The organism is Pseudomonas sp. MD195_PC81_125, assembly GCF_014060985.1.
Taxonomy (GTDB): Bacteria; Pseudomonadota; Gammaproteobacteria; order Pseudomonadales; family Pseudomonadaceae; genus Aquipseudomonas; species Aquipseudomonas parakoreensis.
This window is the reverse complement of the sequence record NZ_JABULD010000001.1, coordinates 1-21790: the sequence shown is the minus strand read 5'-3', so window position 1 is coordinate 21790 and position 21790 is coordinate 1. Positions and strand designations below refer to the sequence as shown.

At 55.1% G+C, this 21790-nt stretch carries 30 protein-coding genes and 2 pseudogenes; 3 read left to right on the top strand and 29 right to left on the bottom strand.

All coding sequences use genetic code 11. The features are described from left to right. Position 1: 1 nt before the first annotated feature. The 23 genes and pseudogenes from HT737_RS00155 to HT737_RS00050 all read right to left on the bottom strand — a co-directional run bounded on the left by HT737_RS00155 (position 2) and on the right by HT737_RS00050 (position 15131). Positions 2 to 710 (bottom strand): annotated as a pseudogene (locus tag HT737_RS00155) (hypothetical protein). A gap of 107 nt (positions 711 to 817) precedes the next feature. Continuing rightward, positions 818 to 1201 carry a hypothetical protein gene (locus HT737_RS00150; RefSeq protein WP_182400874.1) on the bottom strand — a complete coding sequence of 128 codons (384 nt, stop codon included), beginning with the start codon at positions 1199 to 1201 and terminating at the stop codon, positions 818 to 820. A gap of 62 nt (positions 1202 to 1263) precedes the next feature. After that, the gene (locus HT737_RS00145; protein WP_182400872.1) at positions 1264 to 2349 is read right to left on the bottom strand and encodes a minor capsid protein; all 1086 of its coding nucleotides are present in this window, start codon (positions 2347 to 2349) and stop codon (positions 1264 to 1266) included. Then, positions 2324 to 3784 carry a DUF4055 domain-containing protein gene (locus tag HT737_RS00140; RefSeq protein ID WP_182400870.1) on the bottom strand — a complete coding sequence of 487 codons (1461 nt, stop codon included), beginning with the start codon at positions 3782 to 3784 and terminating at the stop codon, positions 2324 to 2326. The genes HT737_RS00145 and HT737_RS00140 overlap by 26 nt, the downstream gene beginning before the upstream one ends. After that, on the bottom strand, positions 3781 to 5082 hold the full coding sequence (locus HT737_RS00135) for a terminase large subunit domain-containing protein (protein ID WP_182400869.1): 1302 nt from the start codon (positions 5080 to 5082) through the stop codon (positions 3781 to 3783). The genes HT737_RS00140 and HT737_RS00135 overlap by 4 nt, the downstream gene beginning before the upstream one ends. Next, positions 5054 to 5530, bottom strand: coding sequence for a DUF2280 domain-containing protein (locus tag HT737_RS00130; RefSeq protein ID WP_182400867.1), 477 nt, complete (start codon positions 5528 to 5530; stop codon positions 5054 to 5056). Before HT737_RS00130 ends, HT737_RS00135 begins: the two co-directional genes overlap by 29 nt. A gap of 32 nt (positions 5531 to 5562) precedes the next feature. Continuing rightward, positions 5563 to 6186, bottom strand: a complete 624-nt coding sequence (locus HT737_RS00125; RefSeq protein WP_182400865.1) for a putative metallopeptidase — start codon at positions 6184 to 6186, stop codon at positions 5563 to 5565. Then, complete coding sequence (locus HT737_RS00120; RefSeq protein ID WP_182400863.1) at positions 6152 to 6622, bottom strand: proteasome subunit beta; 471 nt, start codon at positions 6620 to 6622, stop codon at positions 6152 to 6154. The genes HT737_RS00125 and HT737_RS00120 overlap by 35 nt, the downstream gene beginning before the upstream one ends. An 8-nt stretch (positions 6623 to 6630) precedes the next feature. Further along, positions 6631 to 6981 (bottom strand): hypothetical protein, encoded by a 351-nt coding sequence (locus tag HT737_RS00115; RefSeq protein ID WP_182400861.1) that lies wholly within the window; start codon positions 6979 to 6981, stop codon positions 6631 to 6633. A gap of 58 nt (positions 6982 to 7039) precedes the next feature. Beyond that, the gene (locus tag HT737_RS00110) at positions 7040 to 7294 is read right to left on the bottom strand and encodes a hypothetical protein (protein ID WP_182400859.1); all 255 of its coding nucleotides are present in this window, start codon (positions 7292 to 7294) and stop codon (positions 7040 to 7042) included. Positions 7295 to 7341: 47 nt separating this feature from the next. After that, a complete protein-coding gene (locus tag HT737_RS00105; RefSeq protein ID WP_182400857.1) occupies positions 7342 to 7689 on the bottom strand; it encodes a hypothetical protein in 348 nt (115 codons plus the stop codon). Continuing rightward, positions 7686 to 8015, bottom strand: coding sequence for an MFS transporter (locus HT737_RS00100; protein WP_182400855.1), 330 nt, complete (start codon positions 8013 to 8015; stop codon positions 7686 to 7688). Before HT737_RS00100 ends, HT737_RS00105 begins: the two co-directional genes overlap by 4 nt. 674 nt (positions 8016 to 8689) lie before the next feature. After that, positions 8690 to 8941 (bottom strand): hypothetical protein, encoded by a 252-nt coding sequence (locus HT737_RS00095; RefSeq protein WP_182400853.1) that lies wholly within the window; start codon positions 8939 to 8941, stop codon positions 8690 to 8692. Between the two features lie 123 nt (positions 8942 to 9064). After that, entirely contained in the window at positions 9065 to 9787 is a 723-nt protein-coding gene (locus tag HT737_RS00090) for a hypothetical protein (RefSeq protein WP_182400851.1), read from the bottom strand. A gap of 120 nt (positions 9788 to 9907) precedes the next feature. Beyond that, positions 9908 to 10297, bottom strand: a complete 390-nt coding sequence (locus HT737_RS00085; RefSeq protein ID WP_182400849.1) for an antiterminator Q family protein — start codon at positions 10295 to 10297, stop codon at positions 9908 to 9910. Beyond that, on the bottom strand, positions 10294 to 10584 hold the full coding sequence (locus tag HT737_RS00080; RefSeq protein ID WP_182400847.1) for a hypothetical protein: 291 nt from the start codon (positions 10582 to 10584) through the stop codon (positions 10294 to 10296). The genes HT737_RS00085 and HT737_RS00080 overlap by 4 nt, the downstream gene beginning before the upstream one ends. Continuing rightward, a pseudogene (locus HT737_RS00075) lies at positions 10581 to 11947 on the bottom strand (replicative DNA helicase). Before HT737_RS00075 ends, HT737_RS00080 begins: the two are co-directional and overlap by 4 nt. Next, on the bottom strand, positions 11944 to 12441 hold the full coding sequence (locus HT737_RS31565) for an ATP-binding protein (RefSeq protein ID WP_306287118.1): 498 nt from the start codon (positions 12439 to 12441) through the stop codon (positions 11944 to 11946). Before HT737_RS31565 ends, HT737_RS00075 begins: the two are co-directional and overlap by 4 nt. A gap of 289 nt (positions 12442 to 12730) precedes the next feature. Beyond that, a complete protein-coding gene (locus HT737_RS00065) occupies positions 12731 to 13495 on the bottom strand; it encodes a hypothetical protein (protein WP_182400843.1) in 765 nt (254 codons plus the stop codon). A gap of 3 nt (positions 13496 to 13498) precedes the next feature. Further along, complete coding sequence (locus tag HT737_RS31560) at positions 13499 to 13720, bottom strand: hypothetical protein (protein ID WP_306287117.1); 222 nt, start codon at positions 13718 to 13720, stop codon at positions 13499 to 13501. A gap of 76 nt (positions 13721 to 13796) precedes the next feature. Continuing rightward, on the bottom strand, positions 13797 to 14087 hold the full coding sequence (locus HT737_RS00060; RefSeq protein WP_182400841.1) for a hypothetical protein: 291 nt from the start codon (positions 14085 to 14087) through the stop codon (positions 13797 to 13799). 308 nt (positions 14088 to 14395) lie between these two features. Next, positions 14396 to 14881 carry a phage regulatory CII family protein gene (locus HT737_RS00055; protein ID WP_306287116.1) on the bottom strand — a complete coding sequence of 162 codons (486 nt, stop codon included), beginning with the start codon at positions 14879 to 14881 and terminating at the stop codon, positions 14396 to 14398. A gap of 4 nt (positions 14882 to 14885) precedes the next feature. Beyond that, positions 14886 to 15131 (bottom strand): YdaS family helix-turn-helix protein, encoded by a 246-nt coding sequence (locus HT737_RS00050; protein ID WP_182400839.1) that lies wholly within the window; start codon positions 15129 to 15131, stop codon positions 14886 to 14888. A 98-nt stretch (positions 15132 to 15229) separates the two neighbouring features. Here HT737_RS00050 and HT737_RS00045 point away from each other — a divergent pair, with 98 nt between their 5' ends. Next, the gene (locus HT737_RS00045) at positions 15230 to 15655 is read left to right on the top strand and encodes a hypothetical protein (protein ID WP_182400836.1); all 426 of its coding nucleotides are present in this window, start codon (positions 15230 to 15232) and stop codon (positions 15653 to 15655) included. 43 nt (positions 15656 to 15698) lie between these two features. Here the strand turns inward: HT737_RS00045 and HT737_RS00040 are convergent, their stop codons facing one another. From HT737_RS00040 to HT737_RS00030, 3 genes are read right to left on the bottom strand one after another with little or no spacing between them, the layout of a single operon-like run. Continuing rightward, positions 15699 to 16496, bottom strand: a complete 798-nt coding sequence (locus tag HT737_RS00040; protein WP_182400834.1) for a phage antirepressor KilAC domain-containing protein — start codon at positions 16494 to 16496, stop codon at positions 15699 to 15701. Beyond that, on the bottom strand, positions 16493 to 16888 hold the full coding sequence (locus HT737_RS00035) for a DUF3077 domain-containing protein (protein WP_182400832.1): 396 nt from the start codon (positions 16886 to 16888) through the stop codon (positions 16493 to 16495). The genes HT737_RS00040 and HT737_RS00035 overlap by 4 nt, the downstream gene beginning before the upstream one ends. Beyond that, on the bottom strand, positions 16842 to 17033 hold the full coding sequence (locus tag HT737_RS00030; protein ID WP_182400830.1) for an Arc family DNA-binding protein: 192 nt from the start codon (positions 17031 to 17033) through the stop codon (positions 16842 to 16844). The genes HT737_RS00035 and HT737_RS00030 overlap by 47 nt, the downstream gene beginning before the upstream one ends. Before the next feature lie 140 nt (positions 17034 to 17173). Between HT737_RS00030 and HT737_RS00025 the strand changes: the two genes are divergently transcribed. Then, entirely contained in the window at positions 17174 to 17713 is a 540-nt protein-coding gene (locus HT737_RS00025) for a helix-turn-helix domain-containing protein (protein WP_182400828.1), read from the top strand. Between the two features lie 193 nt (positions 17714 to 17906). Here the strand turns inward: HT737_RS00025 and HT737_RS00020 are convergent, their stop codons facing one another. Further along, entirely contained in the window at positions 17907 to 18734 is an 828-nt protein-coding gene (locus tag HT737_RS00020; RefSeq protein ID WP_182400826.1) for a hypothetical protein, read from the bottom strand. Positions 18735 to 19358: 624 nt separating this feature from the next. Here HT737_RS00020 and HT737_RS00015 point away from each other — a divergent pair. Continuing rightward, complete coding sequence (locus tag HT737_RS00015) at positions 19359 to 20348, top strand: restriction endonuclease (protein ID WP_182400824.1); 990 nt, start codon at positions 19359 to 19361, stop codon at positions 20346 to 20348. A gap of 185 nt (positions 20349 to 20533) precedes the next feature. On the opposite strand, the gene HT737_RS00010 is transcribed toward HT737_RS00015, so the two are convergent. After that, positions 20534 to 21124: a hypothetical protein gene (locus tag HT737_RS00010; protein WP_306287115.1), complete on the bottom strand. Its 591-nt coding sequence runs from the start codon at positions 21122 to 21124 to the stop codon at positions 20534 to 20536. 74 nt (positions 21125 to 21198) lie between these two features. Next, on the bottom strand, positions 21199 to 21723 hold the full coding sequence (locus HT737_RS00005; protein WP_182400822.1) for a hypothetical protein: 525 nt from the start codon (positions 21721 to 21723) through the stop codon (positions 21199 to 21201). Positions 21724 to 21790: the final 67 nt, after the last annotated feature.

The window sequence follows — 21790 nt, the reverse complement described above, 5'->3', positions numbered from 1 at the left end:
CTTACGATTGAGGGAGATCTGGGAACCGGCTTGCGATCGCAGCCGTGCGTTCCTCTTTGGTACCGCCGATTTTTCCTTTCGGGGCCCCGCCCCCACCACCTGCACCGCCGGCCCCGCCGCCCCGATGCTTTACTGCCCGCGATCAGCGGCGCGAACGCCGCGTCATTCGCGATTTCTGCTTTCAGCTCGTCCAGCGTTGCCGCCGAGAGCTTGCCTTGTGCGTCGAGGACGACCACAACAGGCTTCCCGTCGCGCTGCTCGACGCTCAGACGACGTTCGATGTGCGGCAACAGGGCTTTGGCGCTGCCTTGAACAGCCAGGGCAGACGCGATATCAGTAGCGGTACGGCCGACAGTCAGATCCCGGATCTGACCGCTCAGCGTTGCCCGCTCCTGTTCCAGCGTGCCGGTCAGCTCAGCTTCGCGGCGAGTGAATTTCTCTGTCCAGGAACGCTCGAGTTCTTCGACGTTGCCGGACTTGCGAGCGAGTTCTTCCCGCTCCAGACGTGCAGCCTCTTCGGCTTCGCGCACCTTCTTCTCGGCGGCTTTCTTCTCGCCGAGCAGCTCATCAACCTTGGCCTTCAGGCCGGATACATCTTCTTGCTGCGGCAGACCTTCAATGCCGAGTACGAACTTGCCGTCCTTCTCGGTGTAAAGAGCGCGCACGGCTTCATCTACCCCTTCTAGGGTATCCAGTTGGAATTTCAGCATTGGTTGTCTCCCAGAGACGTAGGTGCAGGCCCTGCCTGCGGGCATAAAAAAACCCCGGCGATTCCCTCCGGGGTTTGATGTAGTTTTGGCGCCTTTAGCGTTCGCTATTACTCTTCGAGTTCTGCACGACTAAAGCCCATATCATGATTTGATAGAGACACCGAAGTGGATAGACCATCAGTCAGCTGAGCAGCCTTCCCAAGCTTGACCACTTCATCCTCTGTGACAGGAGTTGGCTCCTCCTTTTCATCCTGTCCGAAAACGTTTCCGGTTCGAGCTATCGGAGCCCCCTCTTCGTGAAGAATCATAATTTCTTGACCGGAATCAGACTTGAGCAAAAATCGCTGATCCGCACCGAAACTACGATCTGTACCCTTAATATCGATCAGTTCATAACCTTTGATACTAGAAAGCTTCTCTAGTAGATCGATTTCAGTTTCTGCTTCGAAAGTAGCATTTCGCATGAAGTCTTCTTTTTGAAACTTAGTCACAAGCATTCCCTCCTTAGATGAGGGCGCATTTATACAGCGTGCTTGACACTGCAACAATACGACTAAATTCCGGCCTTCTCGAATGCCAATGGTTCAAGAGCCTTCATCTGGACGAGGGTCAGAGGTGAAAAATTTCGATCAAGCTGCAGCTCGGCGAAACGCTCGACACTCAGGCCTCCTTCGCGGAACAGCTTCGCCCGCATCGGGCCAATGGCCTTGTCCTGAAATGCTGCCGGCTGCTGCTTGAGCCAGTCGTAATAGCTGAGGTCTGCCCTCACTTGCTGCGGGCCATCGTCACCGACGGATGCCCGCGTGGCGCCCTCCGCGAACAAATCACTGAAGCGCGTCACCGCCACCACCGTCGACCGGCAGTTGATGTGGATCGGCGGCCTTGGCCCTTCGGCCAGCTTGAACCGGCGCTTATCGAGCGTCCGGCACTGACTGGTCGTCTTCGAATCCAGCGTGCTGACCCACTCCACCGACTGCACGACATCAGAGTTCGCTTTCAGCGTCTCCATGCGCGCCTGGGTAGCGACGTGCTGCACCGCCGTCCGCACGATCGAACCGGCATTCCGGTTGGTCGTGGCCAGGATGCCGTCGTTGTACTTCAGCGCCTTGGTGCCGCGAATGTTCTTGATGATCTGGAAGTTGGTTTGGCCTTCGAAGAAGCCCTGCCGGATCGCACCTGTGAGGCGTTGTCGCTCGGTGGCGGTGAAGCCATCAATGAACGACTTGAGCAGCTTGCCGCCGTCCGCGCCGCGCACGCTGAGCGGGTTGGTGAGGATTGCCGCTCTGACTGCCGCCGCACCTGGCACCGCTGCATCGAACGAAACACCAACCGGCGCCGCCCGAGTGAGGCTGGTTGCTTCAAACTCGGCCTCGTAGTTGGCGATATCCACTAGATCAAGGTTCAGCTTCTCGCTGTACCGGTCGAAGATGCCCAGCAGCAGGCTGTCGACCTCGCTGAGCAGCCGCTCCAGACGTGCAACGGTGTAATCCGTCAGATCCGCCCGGGTCAGCCGCTCGCGAATCGAGCGATCAATCTCCTTGAGGAATGGTGCGAACTTCGCCACCTCTCCCGACTTCAGTTGCTCGAGGAAGACGGCGTGCCGGATCGTGGCATCAAGGATTGCTTGGTTTTCCGCCATTCGGTATCACCTCGTCATCATCCAGGTCGGGGCCGGTTCCTTGCGCCTCCAGCTCATCCCGGATTTCGTCATCCGTCTTCTCTGGGTTGATCACGCCGCGATCGCGCAGGTACTGCCAGAAGTCGCCCTCAGGCAGCTTGCCGCCCTGCACCGCATTGAACAGTGCAGTCAGGATCGTCGCGTCCAGAGTGATCTGGCTGAAGTCTTGGTTAAGCTTGTAGACCACCTCGCCGTCGGCATTCACGAACTCAGCCATCCACGCCAGGCACTGGCTGTATGCCTCGCTGACGTTGCTGACCACCAGCGACAGGACGCTGTGTTCGGCGGCGCTGTCGTTGTCGGCCTGGGTTGCCGTCTTCACCGCGCTACCACGTTCAATCAACCGGGCGCCGAGCGAAACCATGTCCTGTTTCTTGGCGTCCATGGCCTCCTTGGCAACCGTGTTGGGCTGGGCCTGCCAGACGCCGCAAGTACCGCTGACAGGAAGCAGCCAAGGCGCGCGGGACCCAAGGAAAATTCCGTTCGCCTCCATATGATCGCGCCACTGCTCGTCGAGACCCGCCATCCACGGCTGAGGCTGCCCCACCAGGTAGGCGGCTTCCTCATAGTCCGCGCTGTTCCGGTAATGACCGATGTTCACTTCGGCCATGTCGTACAGCGGAGCGTCGTCGATGGTAGTGTCGTTGTTTTCGCTTCCAACAAACTGGAACGGAATCACCTGCCATGGTCGACCAACCCCATTCAGCGGAGTAAACGGGGCGACAACCTGCGAAGTCTTGCTCGATCCCTCCTCCCACACCTCCTGCGTGTACATCCCGGTCGAATCCAGACGCAATACGCGGTACTGAACAACCTGCTCACTGCCGAAGCCGTCATCAGTATCGACATCAACCGCCTCGCGCAACACAACAAGGCTCAGCAGGTGCTGACCGCCGACCTGGCGAGTCTTCCAGTTGATGATCGATTCGGCTGTGTAGCTGGCAATGCTCGCCCTCGCCCGACCAGAAATCTCGTCAGCCCTGCTGACCGTGCCTGCCTCGACTGCAGCGTAATCCACCAGCAGTCCGTGGCGGCCCACTTCGAGCAGGTGCCCGATCACCGACTGGGACTGTTGGTAGACACTCACGCCCTGTCCGTCGACGTCCTTGGCCACGTAATCAAGCGCGCCGGGAACGGTCAGCGTGGGCCAGGTGCGGAACACCGCTCCGACAAGGCTGTGCTTCGTTCGGCCAGTGGCGTTGTAGAACACGGATCGCTTCTTGTACGCCTCGTAGCGCTGCTTGTTGTCTTCGCTGGTGTCGGCTGCATTCGGCCTTGGCAGGTAACGGTCGCCGGCAGCCTTGATGGTCTCGGAGCCTTTGCAGACGTCGCGCACCAAGCGCCAGCGGTACTGCGCCGCCGTGTACTCGGGACGAGTAAATGTGACGTCCGTCATCGGGCGACTCCCATTTTCATTGAGGTGACCGGTTTAACGATCGGGTACTCGCGGTGAATGAAGTAACCGCCGCCGTCGTTGGCGTGGTCGTTTCCTTGACTCTTGTCTGGCTCGCCGTTTGGCGCCCAGATCTGTTGCTCCAGGCCGTCAGCGTATGTCGGGCAGGTAAACGGGTTGACCAGGTAACGCCGCTCGCCCTGCGCGTTGCAGAACATGGCGTTCATGGCGTTGATCCGATCCTTAACCGGTGGGTTGGCCGCCGGCGCGATGACTGTGAAGCCTGCCTGCTTGAGCATGGCGATATCGGTGAGGCTGGCGTTGACCGACTTGCGTGAATCACCGGAGGCATCCGGGTAGATACGGATCTCGCAGGTCTTCCTGAAGTCGTTGCCGGTGTGTTCCCAGTAGCGTTCCTTGATGCGGCGGATCATATCCGGCGTATCGTAGCCATCCATCAACTCATCCACGGCGCGAGGCAGCCCCTGATCACGCTTGACGTGTGTGATCGCCGCCATCTTGCCGACGTTAAAGTCCATACCGATGAACAGCGGCTCGCCAGGCTGCACAGTGTCGAAGCACTGGTTCAGCTTGCGGTCGTAGGCGTGGTAGATCGAGCCAGAGGTCAGGTTGACGAATTGGCCATTCAGGTAGGCCCGGATCAGTTGCTCCGGATACGACTCCATCAGCGATGGGATGTAGTCGTCCGGCAGGTTCAGCTCGTTGTCGAAGGTACTTGCCTGGACCAGCCCGTACATCTCGGCCAGCGCTGGCTTCTCGCGGATTTGCTTCACGAACTGCTGGAAGACGAACTTGAACCCTTCAGGGGTCGTGGTCACGTCTACGCCGTTCTTCAGCCCGGGCACGTTGTAGCGCATCCGGGCAATGATCTTGCGCCAGGCGTGCTGCGCCTTCAGCGAGGGCAGCACGTCAAGCTCATCCACCAGTGCGTGGCCAATCTTAAAGCCGACAATGGTCTGCGGCTTCTCCATCGAGCGGCAGATCGTGGTGCTGCGGTACTGCCGGCCGCTGTAGAAGTCGACCTCTTTGTCGCTCTCCTTCGTCTTGACCTTCAGGCCCCAGTCGTAGGCAACTTCCTCGATGGTCGGGAAGAAGATGTCGCGAATCTGCGGGTATGTCGGAGCGAAGTAGCCGGAGTTGATCCCCGGCCATTCCCACACGTGTTTGCACAGCGCCGCGCAGCCGACCCAGGTCTTGCCCGAACCGAACCCGGCAACGAAACCTCGGAATTTGTGTGGAAGCTGGAGGAAATCAGCCTGCGGAACATTCAGGCTCGGCATCCGGCTTCCTCGCGTTGATCACTTGAACCGTCACCGACGTCGGCACGGCTGGTTCACTCTCGTCGTCGACCTTCTTCTGCCGGTTGACGTAGACGTCTCCGACTTCCTTCGCGGCCTGCTCGAGGATCTGCATAGCCAAGCTGATGTTCTTCATCGTCTCGGCCTTCTCGACGAACCGGTTCATGGCTCGCAGTCGATAGGCGCGGTTAGCGATCGGGATTTCTGCCGTCTCTTCGCGGAAACGCTGGCGGGTGTCGTTGAATAGGGTTTGCCACTTCACCGCCAGCCCCTTGCTACAAGCCTTGGTCGGGTCATGACTTTCCACTTGTTGGCGGGTCAGTACCACGCCGAATTCGTTCTTGACGGCCTCAGCTACCTGAGATGGTGTGTCAAAGCACGCCAAGGCCTGAACGATGAAGCTCTTCACCTCATTTTTCAGGGCTGCCATAAATTCGTTATCCGTCTAGGGCCTGTCTAGAATCAGGCCGACTTGAGCAGACAGGTTCCGCAGGCCCTCGCAATGTTCATTTTTCCTACCTCAGCAGGCTTGTTTGCAGCATCCACCAACGCTTGCACGTCAGGGCTTGCACCGTATCGACGGACCACTCCGACGAACTCCTCGACGTCATGGCCTTGGAGTTTCAGTTTGGGGGCGCCTGTCTTGGTGAAGGCTGGCTGGCCGTATCGGTCGTACGCCTGAGCCAGGTGATAAAGTTCGTGTTCAACCAGAGCGCAGAAGTCGATATCGCTGCATCGTGAGCAGTAATCGGCCGCCAGAGTGATGATGAAGTCCGGAACTTCGCCGAACCAATCGCACATCTGCTGCTCCATCCGAGCCTTCTGCCAACCACCAGCGCGGAACGCTACCTGCTCGGCCTGGCCCAGGACTGTTCTGCCTTGTTTCTCGAAGCTCGAAGACGCCCACATCACTCGAATGTCCGCATCGATCAGATGGGCATGTTCTTCGTTGTGGATGCTGCCGGTGTCAGCGAGGATTTCGGCTTGGAGCCACTCCCAGACCTCAGGCGCCGGGCTCAGGCGGATGCCGAAGTCGGATAGATCGGACAGCTCAAGCAGTGACGCCGGGGGCATTGGTCTTTGCATCAGCCATCCCCTCATTGATGATCAGTGTGCGGATCGTGCCACCGGTGTAGATGTCACGCTTCATGGCGGCACGCACTGCATCTTCTGCACTTGCGCCCATATCCATCGCCGCCAGTGCGTAGGCCGAACCGCTGCCAATGGCGTCAGGGTTGGCAGGGTCGAGCTCCTGCTTCCAGATACCCGTCTTGTCGTCGTGGCCGACCATCAGCAGCTTGCCGCCATCAACGACATAGCCCGAGCATTCCACTGGGACTGGCGAGGGAGTTCCGAAGTAGGCAGCGATCAGGGCCTTCTCGTCACACACAGCACCCGCCAGCAAGAAGCTGACCCCATCAACGACCGCACACTTCGAGCAATCATCTGAAACGATTGCCCCTGACCTGGTCTGTCGTGAGTCATAGGCGATAACGCCATCCTTGTAAGCAATGGTCGTCATGCGCTACCTCAGAGAGCGATACGCTCGGCCAGGATTTCGGAAAGCTCACCCATGGCGCCGGCTTGAGTCGTCAGCAACTCTTGCGACTTTGCGCTCAGCTCGCGGAAGCCAGGGGTTTTGATGAAGGCGGTCAGCTTGGCCAAGCGATCATCGTTCTGCGCCTTTTCACCGATCATCCGCTGGACGTGCGGCGGAAGCTGCTTAACTTGGCCGATTCCGATGTAGGCCTTCTCGAAGACATCCTTCGGGCTCCAACTGGTATAGCCGTTCTCATACTGGACTTTGTAGCCCTCACGCCCATCTTGATGCTGGAATGGGAAAGCCGTTACTTGCTTGGTGCCAACATATTCCTGGGACATAGCCTCTCCTCGTCGCGTGTCGCGACACAATTTGCTGATTCGCGAAACGTGTCGCGACTTATGATTGCCCGACACGCTGGCCGGATATCACTTCGCCGAGACTCAACCCGTGGCGACTCCGGTGCGATTCAATGCCTGCCGCAAGATCCTTGGCGACCATCGCATCGGCGACAGTGTCGGCCTGCTGAGCATTGCTGAACTCACCGACGGCGATAGACGAGGCGCCACCCCCACCCCCAGCACTCGGCGCCTCCTGCGTGTAACAAGTGACGATGTAACGGGTCACAGGGCGAACTTGGTATTCGGTCTTCATACTGCCTCCGGCCTGCGCACAGGCTGATTCTGAGCGAAACGATTTGGTCATTTACCCCGACGCTCGATACCGCCCGGCGCCTTGTCACAGCGCAGGCAATGCTCACAGTTCAGCGTCCGACACAGCCAGGCCTTCACTCGCTGCCACCAGATGACCATGAAGATGTAGCGCATTCCGGCCAGGGCCAGCGAGACGTGCAATGTGATCCCAGCGGTGGTCGGACCCATCATGAAGATGGTCTGCTCCCGGCTCATCACCACAAACCCGCTGATGGCGATCGCCGAATAGATCAGCTTGCCGATGACTCCGTCACGAACTTTCCCGCTCAGAACGCACCAGGTCGCCCACCAGGCAATCAAGCCGCAGGCAATGGAGTTCGTCAGTTCGATGTTCATGGTGGGTTGCCTCCCCCGAACCTCTGGCGAATGAGCGCCCAGAGATCAGCGGCTTTGATGGCTCGGTTAATGGCTGCGAGCAGCGATCCGCCGAAGGTGCCGAGCAGAAAGCCGACACCGGTAGCGATATTCGGCTCGGTCACGCCGAGGTATGCGCTGACCATGCCGGTCAGGTACACGGAACAGGCCAGGCCTGTGGTGAGGAAAATCAGCCAGGCGCGCCAATCGGTCAGATCGTCTTTATGCCACCAACTGGCCACGATGACGCCGAACAGGCCGGCGATCAGAAGATCCAATCTGTCGAGCAGGCGGTGCAAAGAATCCATGCGCTCGACTCCGTGGGCATGAAGAAACGAAAAGGCCCCTGCGAATGCAGAGGCCCTGAATAGGTGCGCTCGTCTTTCCGAGCTGTCTGCCAAAGGCCTTCTCAACGTCGACGCCCCTTTGCATCGATCTCGCTGATCCAGTCTCGCGCCACCCCGAAAGCAAGTTGAGGTCAGGGTGCGTGGGCTGCCGGTGTTGTTTCCGTGCGTCGCACTATCCGGCTATCGACGTCCAGGCTATCCCGAAGGCTGTCCTGGCTACAGGTATATTCGAGGCGAAAAAAAGCCCAGCGCGATGGCTGGGCTCATGCTAGGACGACTATGCAACTCGTTTGCGCTTGCGCAACGCCCGCAGGTGCATCCACCCAGATCGAGTGACGTCATGCCTTAGAGAGTGCGAAAGCGAGCATGTAAAGGCTTTGAGAAGTCCGCGCTGAACCAAATCGCTCAAGCAAGATTTCAGCCTATGCCAGTGCGCTTTATCTTTTGGTGCAGGGTTACGCTCAATAGCAATGCCCACAGGGCCATGCTCAGTAGAACGACTGATCGCCAAGAGCAATTGGTTTTCGTAATCTGCAGCGGTCTCCATAGACAACTCCATGCGTTTTCTGTGTCAGGTTCGACCTAGCGGACATTAGCACCGTTTGACGTTGAGATCTTCTGCCAAAATGCACGAATTATCTAGTGAAGGTCGCCTTCAAGTTATCATGGCTGCCTTGAAGCTCTATCTCCCACTCTGGGTATTTGGCGCTCAAATCAAATAGCACTGCTTCAAACGCTTTATAGGAGACTTCGGCACTGACCTCGGCCTGGACCGATGCTTTGAGTTCAAAATGACGGAATCCGCCACCGACTAGCGGCCTGGACGGCAACTGCCTGATGATCTGATGCTTCAATTCGGCGGCTAGAGTAGATGCGGTGTATTCCACGAGCTGAATCCTTTCGAGCAAGAAGAATGCCCGACAGTCGGGCTGCGCCTGTTGTGTCGCGCTTGATAAGCTGAACACCGTGCCATGAAAACAGGTGTTTATCCGCGTGGAAAGCTTTTTCTCTCACGACACCGGCGGACGATAATTGGGATGCCCCTCGGTGCGTTCTCCGCGCGCAGCAGCCCAAAAGAACTTCGCATGGTGCTTGTAGACGCTAGAGGCATCCGAGAAGTCTAAGCCCATACCTTGAACCAAGCTCAAAACCAAGCTCACGATTTCCAAGCTGTCTTGATAGAGCGTCTCGACCTCGTCATCTGTAGCCCAAACAGACGGTTCGCCGCTCTCCACTTCTGGTGCGTTTGGAATTTGTCGGTGCGCCAAATGCTCGTCACGCAAAGTCTTTAGTTTCTCCCGAACTTTAGAAGCTTTGCCACCTTCGCTGTATTTATCAATCAAGTTCAAAATTTGAACCCGTTTTTCCGTGAGCGCCTTGCTTAAGGCCGCGGGCGCAAACTTGGAGCCATGGCGAAAGCGCTGGGCCCTGGACTGGACTAGAGCGTCAAAAAGTTTCGGGTCACGCAGATTTGCCGCGATAAGACTCATCCTCGCAGCAGCTGGGTTTTTGTCCCATAGTCGGGACAGCGCCAATAACATTTCACGACGAAGCGAAAACCGAATGATCTGAAAGGCATGAGCAGCAAATGAAGTGCCGATACGGTCATGAAGGTCAACGTCATACGCTGTAGGGCGCCACGTCTCATGGACCATAACTGCCAGCTCGCATTCCTGTAAGAGCGCGTCGACCGTGCGGTTCAGTTTTCCGAGCTTTTTTTGGATATCGTCCATCTACATCATCCCCTGACCATATTTTTGATTATACCGACCGGGTTCAACGGAAAGCGGTCAGTGGAATGCGATTGATACGCCCAAGCGGCGCAACTGTCTTCAATCGCACTCCTCCAGGTTCTATGCAGCCTTGCGAATTATCTCCAGCGCGCAGTCAACCCATGCCACGCCGGCTTTGATCACCTCCCGGGCTTTGGCCTCGCCGATGCCCGCCGCCCGAGCAATTCGCAGGGCGGGCCACTTGGCGCCGAAGTACAACCAGATGAAGTCCCCCATCTGCGTGTCACGGCTGATCAGCCTGGATACCGCGCCATCGATTACAAGCGCCAGGTCGTCAGTGAGGCTGTATTCCTTCACCCCACCAACGCATGGCGTGTTATCGCGGATCAGCGCGTAAAGAGGCGACACGTAGCTCGGCACACCCATTCCATCCATGCGCCAGAAGCCCCACTGCTCCAGCAACCACTCGGTATCCCCTAGAACCTTGCCAACGTAAGTTCGTTTCTTCATGCCGCCTTCCTCGGGTCTGGATCACGCAGGCCGAACAGGTTTCGCAGCAACCGGTCAGCAGGTTTGTTTTTGGCATTCCCCTCGATCAACCACCGCTGCCCAAAGTCATGGAAGCCGATTTGTGCTCGGTTGCCATGCCAACTGGCGACCATGTCCAGCAGATACGCGAGCGCGGTCGGCCCTCCTATCTTGATCTTGGCCAGCTCTTCGCCGGCGACCTTTAGAAACTGCCGCTCCAAATCACTCATACTCTTGCGCGGAGGCATCGCAGCAACTTGACCACTCATTGACCACTCCCCCTGTACTTGCTAGCGAATGGGCGATTCATCTCGACCTCTTCGTCCGATGGTTCCCTACTCCCAGCGAAGTTGACGAATCGAGCGTACTCGCCCTGCTGCTGGACAAGGCAGGAGCCGACCCGAGCGTGCCTGCACTTGGGCATGATCAGTTCGGTGACGCCGTTCTGGCCTTCCTCCGAGTCGTTATCCCGGTGAACGAGAATGATGCAGTGGGCATCCGCCTCGATCTGACCGGAGTCACGCAGGTCGGAAGCGATTGGCTTTTTGCCCGGGCGCTTCGTCGAGTCGCGGTTAAGCTGCGCCAGCAGGATCACCGGCACCTCCAGCTCCTTGGCGATGTTCACGATCCCGGTCGAGATCTTGCCCAGCTCCGAAGTGCGGTTGAACGCCTTACCGTCTGAGCCAATCAGACCGATGTAATCGATCACCACCACATCGAGTCCATGGGTGCGCTGAACCTGGCGGGCAATGCTGCGGATGCGCGCCACCGTCAGTCCGGACTTGTCACAAACGAAAAGCGGTTTATCGATTATCTTGCTGACCGCCGAGGTCAGCCGCGGCCAGTCATCATCCTGCAACTGGCCGTCGTCGAGTTTTCGCAGGTCGATACCGCCGATGGACGCCAGCGCACGATTGCCAAGTTCCTCCTCCGGCATTTCCAACGAGAACACCATGCCGACACCAGCACCGCTGCACGCAATGTGCTGGGCGATCTGCAGGCCGAGAGTGGTTTTGCCGCTCCCTGGCAGGCCGGCCACGATGGTGACAGTCTTTTTACGCAGGCCTCTGATCAGCTTGTCTAGGTCCACCAAGCCGGTCGACAGGCCCGACTGCAGAGTTCCAGTGAACTTGGAGTCAATGATATCGATGTTCCGCGTCACGACCTCATCCATGCGCTTGTAATCCGGCTCCCCCGTTTGTAGGTCGCGCAGATCTGCCATTGCCTGCTGAGCATTGGCGATGATCTCGGCGACAGGCCGGTTCTCCGTGGCCAGCTCGCGCACCGCGTCGGCAGCGTCCACTAGGCGGCGCAGCACGGCGCGCTCTTTCACCACCTTGGCGTAGGCCTTCCAGTTGGCGGTGCTGGGCGTGTTGCGCGCCAGCTCGGCGGCGTAAGCATCGTACGGGCGCCGCTCGGCAAGTACTCGGCGAAGTCATGCAGCGTTACAGGGTCAACGGGACAACCAGCTGAGTGACAGCCGATCATCGTTTGGAACAGTGCCGCATTTTCTGGATCATGGAAGTCCGAGACCTGCACGTGGGCTGTGATGGCATCGAATAAGTCGGAGTCCAACAACATGGCGCCCAACAGAGCGTGCTCCGCCTCATCGCTAAACAGTTCTCGCGTCATACAGCACCTCGCGCGGATGCCCAGTTGAAACCAATGGCCTTCCCGCCAGCCTGACGCAGGCGATCGAGCGCTCGGTCTCCGATGTAACGAGCCAGATCTGCAGCAGCAAGATTGGAGACCACAACAGTCGGCAGGACGAGCTGGTAGCGTCGATCGATCACTTCATGAAGAACACCGAGTTCGTACGCGCTGCCACTTTGAGCACCGACTTCGTCGATTACCAACAAGTCGAAGGCAGCCAACTCGTCGAGAACTTCTCTGTCCGAATATTCGGCACTGCGATCCATCGCTCCCTTGAAGACGCGGATGATCTCAGCTGCAGTGACGATTACCGCTTGAGCTCCATGCTTACGAATGACTGCATGGACGATCGAGCAGGCAAGGTGCGTCTTGCCATTGCCAACGTTGCCGGTAAGGACCAGTGATCGGCCGGCGGCGTAGTTGTCGGGAAACTGATCGACGTAGTCCATGCAGGCATTCAGGGCCTTGGACATTCCCTCACCTCCACCTGTAGTCCTGTAAGTTTCGAACGTGCATCCGTTAAAGCGTGGAGTGATACCAGAGCCTAAGAGCAGCTTATTCAGGTCCTCAGCCTGCTTCCTGCCTCGAGCGAGGATGTGAGCCTCGGACGTCTTTGGCGCAGTGTGTAATGCCTCCCAGTGGCAATGCTTGCAGCCACGAGGCAATACCGAGCCGTCGAACTGCTCAATTTCAGAACTGCTCACCGAGCCATGCACCGGACATTCGAGAGCAAAGAAGCGAACACAAGGCTGCCGGCAAAAATTAGAAGTTCGCGCCATTCTTCACCTCCGGGTATAGATCCTGCGTATGGCTTGGCAGACCGTGATAAGCCGAAATTGAGCTCGTGCCTGCGGTTTTCAGCACGTCGTTCCACTTCTCTCCGTTAATCCAACGGGCCCCATGGGGAATGTACTGACCGTCATCCTTCAACCAATCTCGGGAAAGTCGATGCTGGGCCAATGCGGTCAACATGGTTTGCTGAAGCTCGGCATTTGGCTTCAATCTCTCCCAAGCCTTACGAGCGTCCTTCTTGCTTGCCTTGTTTGGGTACAGCTTCCAGAACTGCTCGAAGGCCTCCATCAGATTCGGTTCGCCGGCAGATTTTTCAGTCTTTACTGCTTCATTCAGTCCTTGCTTACCTTCAATACTTACTAGTGTCGGATTTGCCGTATGCGGTCGAGCCGTATGCGGTTCAGCCGGATACGGTAAATCCGGAAGCGGTGTTTCCGAGACCAAATAGTTCACTTCACCGAGCACGCCGGCCTCGCTCCGTGACTGCTCTCGACGCACGTAACCGGCGTTAATCAACTCGTCCAGGAGCCCGTAGATCCCATCCCGGCCAGTGGGTTTTGCAGATGCCGCTGTCTCGCCGCGCAGATGTGCCGGAGAGACTTTCCAGTGGTCAGGCTTACCCAGCAGAAACACCAACATGCCGCGAGCGCCCCAACTCAATCGTCGGTCCTCACTGATGCTTTTGCTCAACAGGTAGAAGTTCCCCTCAGGGCGAGGGGCGCGAATGATGCTCATAGTTCAGAGCTCCAACTCGTTGGTCACACGCTTGATGAAAGCGTCGTAAGACTCAGCCATGATGAACCCCTGATCTTCCAAGGCCTGTCTATACGCCTTGGCACTTCCGTAAAGCACCCAGCGATCACGCTCAGGGAGATTTCGGAAGCTGGTATAGACAGGCCAAGGCCCAGCTATCTTGCAGGGCGTGGTGGGCTCCGCAGGCGACTTAAGGAGAGACCTCATTTAGTTTTCTCCCGGCCTACGATGTATACCGAACCTGGTGAATCGGCTTTCAGTGTCATGGGAATATTTGGCAGGCTCATGCGTCGAACTCCACACTGCAATAACCACCCGCGGCGTGCACTCGCCGGGTTCCGTAGAGCTCCAGGTTTACAGCCTCGCAATCGATCCGGTAACGCTCGTACTCTGGGCCGGTACCGACACCTTGATTCTTGACCCAATCTGGTAAGGAGCCGCGCGCGCGCATTTCATTGAGGAAGGTCCACCATCTAACCGCATTCTTCCGCTCGGCCTGGATGAGTTCCGCGACCGCGATGCGTTGCTCTTCGCTCAAACCATGCAGAGCACTTCCTTTTTTGGCTTCATACAACGTAACTTCAGAGTCCCGTACCTGAGGACGAGGGAATGCATGTACATTCGAACTGACTTGTTCACTACGGATTGCGTGTGCCATGATTAGTACCTCATTGAGATGTGTTGTCCTGGTTGCACAGGACGATTGATAGGCCCGGTTCCCGCCGGGCTTGTTGCTTTCTGCCCCGGGTGAATCTCATCATCCACTTGTTTGAAATAATGCAAGCCCTGCTCTGATCAACGTCTCCGCCTGGATGGACGCATCATCCACGCCTACACGCTCGGGAGTAATTTCTCGGCCGTTTAAGCTTTTCGCTGGCCCGATCAAGCGGCCTTTACCGACTCCTCCAACACCAGCAGGCACTGCCGTACATGGCCGATCTCTTTCTGGATCCCAGCCTTCTCAATCTGCGAAACGCGCCCATCCGCCAGGGCGTCATGAACGGCGCGAGAGACATCACCTGACTCTGCCGCCAGATGCACCAAGGCTTGAGTCAGGCTGACCCCTTCAGGTCTCACCCGTGGCACCAGTTCGTATCCCAAGGCGTTTGCCAATTGCTGTAACGGCTCCGGGTTGTTGCTGTGCACCAGGATCTGTAGGAACTGCTCCAGGTTCAGCCGGTGCGAGTCATCATTTGGATTGCTGCGATTCAGAAGAGCGGTGTGGCTCATGCCCATCAGATGAGCCAACTGCTTTGGCCCCGCATCCAGCACTGCCTCATGAATTGCTCGATGTACCTGTTCCATTCGGGAAACCTCTTGGCGGTTGTCGTGGCAGCACGTTTTGTCGATGAGCGAAACTTTGCTCATCGACTCAGGCGGCAGATTGCTCGGAGCTGGTAGGTGAATTGCGCAGATAAGCCCAGTCGATATCAGGACGCAGTTCTTCACATGTCACCGCCCTCCCCGACTCGCGATCAAGATTGATTGCCAGGCCAGGTCCTGCGAGTCGGTATCCGTAAGCAATCTGTTTGAGGTTGCCAACGCTTGTACCGCTTCGCTCCGCTAGAGCATCGAGTTGCGCCGGCTCCAAGGAGCGGATGAGTTCGAGTAGCGTCATGGTGATCTCCGAAAGAGCTTCAGATTACACTTTGCTAATTTACATGGCAATAGCATTTTATAATTTACTGTTTGCTAACGCAGGATCACTATTCACCTATGGATATGAAAACTCTTCGGGTCGAAGCGCTGCGGCGTGTAATCGGCCAACTCAGTCAGAAAGAATTCGCAGAGCAACACGATCTGGACGCGTCGTATCTGTCCCAGATCCTCAATGGCCATCGAGGCCTTGGCGAAAAAGCGGCACTCAACCTCGAGCAGAAAATCGGATTGGCCCCTGGCGTTCTTGTTAACCCTGCTGGCTACGGTTCGAACGTTATCGAGGGTGAGTTCGGCCGCGTTGAAATCATCCGGGAACAATCCCCCGTGTATCAGGCGATGATCGGAAACGCCTCGCCTAAATCGATCGCAATCCTCGACAAGCTTGCCCGCGCCGCGGCGAAGGGAAAACTCAAGGAGTCGGATCTGGTGCTGCTGGAAGGCATTGCGGGACTGCTCGAGAAAGCCAATACCGAAAAGCTCTGAGCCTAGGTGGCAAAAAGCCCAGCACATGGCCGGGCTCTCTCCCCTACTCCTTCAGCAAGTCCTCTTCGCGGTTTTGCCACATCGCCTGAAGCTTGGTCAGCCCCTTGCCAGTGATCAGCGTCGAGCACGTCGGGATCGTGCCTTCGATTGGATGCTCGAACGAACCCAGCTTCACATCAAGCAGACCGGCTTCGATTTTCGCTTGATATGGCTCGTTAGACCTCGTCACCCAGCCCTTCTGCCGCATGAACTGCAGCAGCCTGGTGCGGCCCGTGCCGATGATCTTCGCAGCCTGCGCAGCGTTATAGGTTTGATGCGAAACCGTGACCATATCGTGGAATGCAACCTTCGGCGCATCCTGCTCAACCTTCACTTCCAGTAGATGGTTCTCTTTGGTCAACTCGGTGTTGTCCGCCTCCAGCGCAACGACCTTCGTCACGTTTTCGGTGAGCAGCGCCAGTAGAGTTCGGGGATCGCTCAGTGCGGCAGCGTAGTCAAAAACTGGCTTCGCAATCTGCTCTTCCAACTCCTGCCAGCGGTCAACCAAGCGAGCGGTGAACTCTGGACAGAGTTGGGCAACGACGATGAAGCTATCGCGCTTGTTTACCAAGTACTCCTTAACAACCACTCCATTCCCTGATTTGGGCCCATCCACCAACGGTGGTCGGGAAATGATGCTCTTCTCTACCAAGCGCTCGATGGTGCGTTTCACGCTATCGTGCCGAGCGCTGACCAGATCCGCGATTTCTTGTGAGGACATAGTCCGCGGCACGTGCTGGTGAATCTGAAAATGTGTCGCTACCCCGGCTGGATGCCCATGTTGGCTCAAAGCGTTGTTCATGCGAGCTTCTCCAGGCCTTCACCCACAGAGTCAATAACCGCTTTGGCTGACTCGACGGCCATGTGGAGCAACCATGCTTGGCTTGGAGATATGACCAGAGTTTGCATCCCGGCTTCACACAGCGACTCTCTCACACTGTAGAGAATGCAGGACGCCTGGTTAAGCGCATCCACGGCAGGAATTCCTGGGCGCACCGCCAACAACTCCTGTCTCTCGACATTGCAGCTAACGAATGAGCTCTCAACGGTAAGCGGCACCTTGATGGCGCCAGCATTGAGTTTTTCCTGTGATGCCGTATCCTGTTTCATGTGAATGTCCTCAGAAATGTTCACTGCTTCATAGGCCTCAAGCGTTGGCGCGCTTGGGGCTTTTTTCTGCCTTCCGTTTTTCATGCTCCATCTCCTGCTCTAACGATCTCCTCAGCCGATAGACAATTTCTCCGCTAAGGCTACGGCCATTTTCTGCAGCTCTACTTTCAAGCAATGCTCGCATCTCCAAAAGCATGCGGACAGCAGTGGTTATTTTGGGATTACTCATTTCCGCTTCCTTTGTGTCGTTTCCTTTTGTGCAGTTTTGCTTCCTTTGTTTCACTTGTCAACACGCATGTGTCTTTTGTTGCATCCTACCTAGGGTGGGACGTAGGCTTTGTACATTGATATCGGTGTACAAAGGCCTCAATGAACAGCTCGTTTGCAAAGAAACTCGCCCTCCTAAGAGCCGAAAAAGGGCTGACCCAGCGTGACCTCGCCGCCGCAGCGGGGATAGCTTGGTCGATGATTTCTAAATACGAATCAGGAAAATCTCATCCCAGATTGAAGGTTCTCCTCCGACTAGCTGAAGCTCTCGACGTTCCTGTCGAGCAGTTAAAGGAAAATGAAGAGGCAGATGATGTCGAACTCATGTTTGAGGTTACGTTTGAAAAACTCGGACCTGTCAGATGCTCTCTGCATTTCACTAGAGGTCAGCATAAAAAACTTGCAGAGGAATACTCATCCCTCGGTCAAAACGAGAAAAACAAACTATTAAGCGACTACATGTTGGAAGCTATGGTCGGGGCAGCACAGATAGAAGGAAGTCCTCTACAACTGAATCATTCAGAGGATGAGATCACCAAGGTGTCAGCCCAGTTCTTCGCACCCAAGGAATACATTGATGAAATTCGAGGAACTCCAGTTCACGACCTGTTCGGAGGTAACTCGAAAACCAAAAATGAGTAAGTTGCTCAGATCCTGAGTGAAGGCTTCGTGCTACCTAAATCTCAACCATCACGGCCTGTCTGCCTGTGTCCCGCATAATCCCCTGATAGGCGATACGGCCTTATGGCTGATGGGCAGGTTAAGTGATTCGAGTGAAACCAAACAGTACGGTTTGCTCGTAGAATGTACGGTGTGCGCGCAAACCGTACTCCAGCTACTTTTTTAACTGCTCATGCTTACCGATCCATTCGTAAAGAGTGCGTTCTTTTACTCCATGAAGCCGTGCGACGATCCTAACAAAATCTGCGCGACTCTCGTATTCGCCCCTTGATCTTTCCCACTCTTCAACAAGCTTAGCCTTCAGTAAATTCATAGATTCGTGCCGGCTCTTACTCGCCTTCTTCGCTCTGGCTCCCAAGGCAAGGCTGACCGAGTTTATGCATTCACGATATAAATTCGCCGAAGCTAAATTTGTTTGAACAATATCAATTGCCTCATCCAACCCCCGACCATCTATGTGCCTAGCAATCACACAGCTATCCACATACATTACAGCTATTGAGGCAAGCAGCCCCTCAAAATCCGGAAACTTATCTGCGGATATTTCCCCGCTAACGACCGAGCCCTTTGCCGCACGCATGAATACTTCTATGAGCCAGCCAAATGGCACGTCTTGTATTTCTGAAGCGAGGTCTTTTATAGGTGGTTCATCCGCGCTTGAATGTAGAACCAGAACACCTTCATCAATCCAACTCTGCGCTACTGGGGCAAACTCTTCTTCAATAGCAATAATTTCTTGATAGGTATTCTTAAAATCTTGAAGTGTTGGATTTCGCCCCATTTTTTTTGCAACAATAACGTATGCTTCGCGGCCAAGCCGCCAAACAGACGGAAGCAACTGCATCCCGCCCCACTCCTCGCCATACCAGGACTTATCGCTAGGCACACCATCCAGTCCTACGAATAACTTCTCCTTAAACCCTAGCTCGCCTTCTGCGAAGGTTAGGTAAGGATCCACAGCCAGAAACCCGTTAAAGCTCATGACGCACCCTTTTATATGTCGTGGAAGCATCCAATACATTGTTGCTCTGCGAGAGCAGTCTCATTCAAACCCCGTAAACAGGAGAGATTTCAAGGAGACGCAATATCCCACCTGGGCAGCAATAGCATCCAGTCTATCGTCAGTTAGCACAATGTAATAGGCAGCAGCGCACATCGTCGAGATAAGACTCGAGGGCTAGAGACGGTGCTGGTTCTCAGCTCTAACAATCAGAGGGGAGTTCGTAACAGGATGCATCGTTGAGGATGCAGTGCGGCGACTCATCGGGACGGCCCTATACGACTCACGAGCTATGCGCTGACACCTAAACGTTGTTCACTTGGGTCGCGACAGTCCCACGTAAACAACAGAGAAACGCTCTCCCCCTCCCGCAAGAAACCAGCTTGCAAATCAAAAGCAGAAGCCTACCTTCAGCTGCTTAAAGGTCCACAAAGAAAGGCCGATATGCTGACAATGATTCTCCGGCAGCAGCCAGCAGCCAGCAGCCAGCAGCTAAAATATCTAAACGCCGTTCGGTCTTAGCAACTTTCCAGTGATGGATAAAGCCAAATCACTGCTCATAGAAAATCAAAACCCGTTCAATGTCACCAATACAGGACACTAAAATTGGCAAGGTTCAACTTCAAAGAAATCGCTTCGGCAAAAGATGGCACGGGAGACATAGATCAATTTGAAAAATTCGGCAAACAGTTTTTCGAATCAGTTCTGGGCCACAAGATTGTAAAAGACCCGGGCCGCGGCGCTGATGGTGGTATCGATATTCGCGTAAAAGTTAAGATAAATAATGGCTTTGAGTACTGGCTGGTCAGCTGCAAGCATTATGCTCACTCGGGCAACTCCGTGGGACGAGGCGATGAGGAAGACATACTCGACAGGCTGGCAGAACATAACTGTGATGTTTTCGTAGGGTTCTATTCCACGATCGCATCAGAAGGGTTATTTCAGAAACTCGAAAGACTCCGCATAAACAAAAAAATAAAATATAAAATCTACAACTCCGAAGACATTGAAAAACTACTACTTCATAGCGTTCAAGGATTCCGTGTGGCGAAACAGTTTTTCTCCAAATCGCTAGTGAATATGTGGCCGCAAATTATCTCTTTAAACCCAACCTACTCTAAAAGCGATGCTGTAGAAGCCTCTCCTAATCAGTGGATTGTAGAAGAGGCTTTTCCAGATGGGTCATGGAGGGCATATTCAAACACAGCCGAAAACGCAGCTTTGATAGCAAATGAAATAGTCATGCTAGAAATTCATGAACCAATGTATCTAGCTGCTTGGAAAGATGCTGTACGTTTATTTCCAGACTTTTTTGAAATCCCAGATACTGGAATTGATGCCGCATTGAGCTGGAGCAAGCTCCCGCCTAAATGGTCCGCAGATATATTACTGGAAACGTTGTCGCCGAATCCACGATGGTCATTACTTGCCATTTGGAGCCTCGTGGATTCTAACAAAGTTCGCTCCATTCTTAAAAAACTGGGTCAGGATGCCTCACAGCGATCTGTAGATTTGATGAGCTTTGAATTTTTATCAGGCGACACAGGCACTGATCGCCGAGACATATTGACAAGGCTATTTGCGTATCGCTGCTGATGCTGCCCTAATTATGCCTTGACTATTGGGCAGAAGACGTAAGAGGCGCTTGCTGACCTCCCTAGGTTGCGCATCAACATGGTGTGCAATCTAGGTCGACTTGAAATGGATATACAAGGAATTAAGTTTCAGAGCCGCAGGGGGATAGCGTTCTAGAAAATTTAGCTGCGCAATCAATTCAGTGTTCAGCATGGTCCACACACACCCGAACCTGAAGCTACTGCCTCAGCACCGATGCCCGGCTGATACGTCATCAACCAGTTCTCTAAGCGAGCAATGACATCGGGAGAGTCGGTGCACTTGTAGCCCCGTCCATTCTGGACAATCTGTTGCAAATCTTCAGGTAGATCACAAGCCTGGCTTCCGAAATACCAGAATTTTTTAGCTATGAGGACATTCTCCCCACTCAAATCACGATCCATGTGATAACAATCATGATGAACGCTTTCGCGTTGAAACCAGTCGCCCTTCTCGTCCTTGAAATAAAGGTTATCCCCCTGGCGGTCAGTGCCATCCCCATTCACTGAGGGCCGCTTGAACATGTACCGCGGATCTTTACCGTACTCCTCAAGCGTCAGCACCTCTACGATCTTGGCTGCGTATACAAGTTTACCTCTCAGGCCGAGAGAGGCCGATCCCGTGCCCACCAGCCAGCTCCCCACTTCTGCTGTACGTCGAATTATAGGTTTACACGTAGCCAGGGTTAGAACGCCGCCAAAGGGGTTTGGGGCAAAGCCCGTATCATGAGTGATGACGTAGCAATAGATTCGAGTCATGAGGCACGCTTCCTACAGACAAACCCAATAAAAAGCCCGGCACTAGGCCAGGCAAGGACTAAGCACAGCCGCGCTCACTGGACTTTCTGCACCTTGGTAAATTTGAAGAGAAAATCAGGATCAGTCATCGTCCCATTCTCTGTCATGTTCTTTGGCTTGCCGATGGCGCCGGAGAAAACCACTAGGTCGCCTTCCTCCAACTCTGCTATCGCGTCATACAAAGGCGATCCGCTTTTGATAAGAGTCTTCGAACCGGCATCAGAAAAACCGTTGTTCCAAGTACCCAAAGTCATATCGTCTGTCATAGGGTGAATGATCAAATACGCGTCACCGTCACCGGTGGTGCCCATTTTTTCAACCGTCCCATACCAACCATCCACCTTGCTAGACTTCCCTGGCAGCTTCGAGATGGAATCCAACCGCTTCTTCACCAACGCTGACTTCTTTAGTTCGTTGGGCGCTTGCTCGTATTGTGCTGCGTAGTCCTTGACCACGTTAATAAACCCTTGCTGGAATGGGCTAACCGTAACCGGCTTCGTCTCCGCGCCAGCGCTAGAACTTAGGAGGACAGCTAACAAAACACCCATAATTCTTTTCATGACAAATCCCTGTTTAATTGTTGGGTACGGTACTGGCTGAGGAGCTCAAGAAAAACGATCATGCTCT

Bases quoted from the DNA above. Each gene is read 5' to 3' on its own strand.
- HT737_RS00145 (WP_182400872.1), bottom strand. From the start codon at position 2,349: ATGGCGGAAAACCAAGCAATCCTTGATGCCACGATCCGGCACGCCGTC.
- HT737_RS00140 (WP_182400870.1), bottom strand. From the start codon at position 3,784: ATGACGGACGTCACATTTACTCGTCCCGAGTACACGGCGGCGCAGTAC.
- HT737_RS00135 (WP_182400869.1), bottom strand. From the start codon at position 5,082: ATGCCGAGCCTGAATGTTCCGCAGGCTGATTTCCTCCAGCTTCCACAC.
- HT737_RS00130 (WP_182400867.1), bottom strand. From the start codon at position 5,530: ATGGCAGCCCTGAAAAATGAGGTGAAGAGCTTCATCGTTCAGGCCTTG.
- HT737_RS00125 (WP_182400865.1), bottom strand. From the start codon at position 6,186: ATGCAAAGACCAATGCCCCCGGCGTCACTGCTTGAGCTGTCCGATCTA.
- HT737_RS00120 (WP_182400863.1), bottom strand. From the start codon at position 6,622: ATGACGACCATTGCTTACAAGGATGGCGTTATCGCCTATGACTCACGA.
- HT737_RS00115 (WP_182400861.1), bottom strand. From the start codon at position 6,981: ATGTCCCAGGAATATGTTGGCACCAAGCAAGTAACGGCTTTCCCATTC.
- HT737_RS00110 (WP_182400859.1), bottom strand. From the start codon at position 7,294: ATGAAGACCGAATACCAAGTTCGCCCTGTGACCCGTTACATCGTCACT.
- HT737_RS00105 (WP_182400857.1), bottom strand. From the start codon at position 7,689: ATGAACATCGAACTGACGAACTCCATTGCCTGCGGCTTGATTGCCTGG.
- HT737_RS00100 (WP_182400855.1), bottom strand. From the start codon at position 8,015: ATGGATTCTTTGCACCGCCTGCTCGACAGATTGGATCTTCTGATCGCC.
- HT737_RS00090 (WP_182400851.1), bottom strand. From the start codon at position 9,787: ATGGACGATATCCAAAAAAAGCTCGGAAAACTGAACCGCACGGTCGAC.
- HT737_RS00085 (WP_182400849.1), bottom strand. From the start codon at position 10,297: ATGAAGAAACGAACTTACGTTGGCAAGGTTCTAGGGGATACCGAGTGG.
- HT737_RS00080 (WP_182400847.1), bottom strand. From the start codon at position 10,584: ATGAGTGGTCAAGTTGCTGCGATGCCTCCGCGCAAGAGTATGAGTGAT.
- HT737_RS31565 (WP_306287118.1), bottom strand. From the start codon at position 12,441: ATGTCCAAGGCCCTGAATGCCTGCATGGACTACGTCGATCAGTTTCCC.
- HT737_RS00065 (WP_182400843.1), bottom strand. From the start codon at position 13,495: ATGAGCATCATTCGCGCCCCTCGCCCTGAGGGGAACTTCTACCTGTTG.
- HT737_RS31560 (WP_306287117.1), bottom strand. From the start codon at position 13,720: ATGAGGTCTCTCCTTAAGTCGCCTGCGGAGCCCACCACGCCCTGCAAG.
- HT737_RS00055 (WP_306287116.1), bottom strand. From the start codon at position 14,881: ATGAGCAAAGTTTCGCTCATCGACAAAACGTGCTGCCACGACAACCGC.
- HT737_RS00050 (WP_182400839.1), bottom strand. From the start codon at position 15,131: ATGACGCTACTCGAACTCATCCGCTCCTTGGAGCCGGCGCAACTCGAT.
- HT737_RS00045 (WP_182400836.1), top strand. From the start codon at position 15,230: ATGGATATGAAAACTCTTCGGGTCGAAGCGCTGCGGCGTGTAATCGGC.
- HT737_RS00040 (WP_182400834.1), bottom strand. From the start codon at position 16,496: ATGAACAACGCTTTGAGCCAACATGGGCATCCAGCCGGGGTAGCGACA.
- HT737_RS00035 (WP_182400832.1), bottom strand. From the start codon at position 16,888: ATGAAAAACGGAAGGCAGAAAAAAGCCCCAAGCGCGCCAACGCTTGAG.
- HT737_RS00030 (WP_182400830.1), bottom strand. From the start codon at position 17,033: ATGAGTAATCCCAAAATAACCACTGCTGTCCGCATGCTTTTGGAGATG.
- HT737_RS00025 (WP_182400828.1), top strand. From the start codon at position 17,174: ATGAACAGCTCGTTTGCAAAGAAACTCGCCCTCCTAAGAGCCGAAAAA.
- HT737_RS00020 (WP_182400826.1), bottom strand. From the start codon at position 18,734: ATGAGCTTTAACGGGTTTCTGGCTGTGGATCCTTACCTAACCTTCGCA.
- HT737_RS00010 (WP_306287115.1), bottom strand. From the start codon at position 21,124: ATGACTCGAATCTATTGCTACGTCATCACTCATGATACGGGCTTTGCC.
- HT737_RS00005 (WP_182400822.1), bottom strand. From the start codon at position 21,723: ATGAAAAGAATTATGGGTGTTTTGTTAGCTGTCCTCCTAAGTTCTAGC.